This window comes from Paenibacillus sp. P4_A7 (assembly GCF_056402455.1).
In genome coordinates, this window is the sequence record NZ_JBFUHJ010000725.1 from 1 (window position 1) to 1,686 (window position 1,686).

General features: G+C 49.9%; 2 protein-coding genes. Both read left to right on the forward strand.

What is annotated here, in order from left to right:
• The coding region (locus AC1DWN_RS33440; protein ID WP_477563136.1) for a PhnE/PtxC family ABC transporter permease at positions 1-723 on the forward strand (723 nt) is incomplete at its 5' end.
• Between the two features lie 10 nt (positions 724-733).
• Positions 734-1,615, forward strand: coding sequence for a PhnE/PtxC family ABC transporter permease (locus AC1DWN_RS33445; protein WP_477563137.1), 882 nt, complete (start codon positions 734-736; stop codon positions 1,613-1,615).
• Positions 1,616-1,686: the final 71 nt, after the last annotated feature.

A 1,686-nucleotide genomic window follows, 5' to 3' on the forward strand; every position in this document is an offset into this window, starting at 1 on the left:
ATGATCGCTTGGGCGGCGTCCGCCTTAACTCAGTTTAATCTTGCGAAGGGTGTACTCTCTTTCCCCGAAGCGATAAAGTGGGCAGCGTCCAATTTCTATCCCGATGCAAAGGCGATATCTAAGCTTCCGAGAATCATGTCGAAGCTGTTGGATACGCTTGTCATGTCCATCGCAGCTGCTGCTGTTGGAGCTGTTGGCGCTGTCGTGTTTGCTGTACTGGGGTCGGATACGACCAAGGTAAACGGATTTTTCAGTACAGCTTCCCGATTTATCGCGACCTTGTTTCGGAATGTCGACGTTTCTGCCTGGGCGATGGTGCTGCTTTTTTCGTTCGGACAGAGCGGGCTAACCGGCTTTCTGGCACTCTTATTTGCGAGTTTTGGATTTTTGACGCGTGCGTTTATGGAGACGATCGACGAGGTCAGCGGCAGCTCCGTAGAGGCATTGAAGGCTTCGGGGGCCGGATATATATCGATCGTATGCAGAGCTGTTCTCCCGTCCGGCACGCCTCAGATGATTAGCTGGCTGCTGTATATGGTAGAGACGAACATTCGAAGCGCTACGCTGGTAGGTATTTTGACCGGAACGGGGATCGGTTTCTCGTTCGATCTTTACTATAAAAGCTTAAACTATGCTTCGGCCAGTCTAGTCGTACTCGTCATTGTGATGGCTGTGCTAGTCATCGAATTGATATCCAATGCTATTCGCAGATTCATCGTGTAGGGGGATTAATATGTTACCGAACAACTCGGAAATGGACTTATCGCGCATCGCCGCTCCCGTTTCATTGGAGCCGCTTCGCAGGAAGCCGTTCAATAGAGCAAATTTCACAGTCAAAGTCACGTTGTTTGTCATCGCCGTCATTACGCTGTACGCCCTATTCAATCTGGAGAGTAAGTACGTCCCGTTTGGCGAAGGTATACTTCTAATGCTCGACAACTTCAGGCTTATGTTTTTGGAGCCGCATTTCAAACATTTCACCTTCGGGAAGGCCGTCTATTCCGCGTTCATTACGTTGGGACTTGCCGTGCTGACGACGATACTTGGCGCCATTATTGCTTTCGGACTCAGCTTGCTTGCGGCACGCAATTTAAGCGGCAATAAAGTGTCAGGATTCGTCAGGGCCGTAGTCGCGGTCATTCGGGCAGTACCAACCATATTATGGGTCCTCATCTTTGCCGTTTCCTCTGGACTGGGGAGTGTGGCGGCAGTTATCGGGATGACATGGCATACGATAAGCTACTTGACGAAAGCTTATTCCGAGGCATTCGAAGAAATCGATAGCGGTACGCTCGAGGCGTTGAAAGCAAGCGGCGCCAACCGGTTACAAATCGTATTTCAAGCTGTGTTCCCTTCCTCCCTGTCCTATTTGATCTCGTGGACGTTTCTACGGCTGGAAATGAATTTTTCCAATGCGCTGGCTATGGGGGCTGCCGCGGGAGCTGGAGGACTCGGCTACGATTTATATATGGCCGGCAGTCTTTATTACGATATCAGGGAGATCGGGGCTTTAACGTATTTCATACTTTTCTTTGCCATTGTACTGGAGATTGGCTCGACAAGGTTGAAGCACAGGCTGAGACAGGGCTCATTAAGTAGCGGGAAACACGGCTAAGGATAAGAGGGGGCTGGCAGGCATGTCGTTTATTGGAGAAGAACGTAAGAAGATCATTCTTGATACTTTGG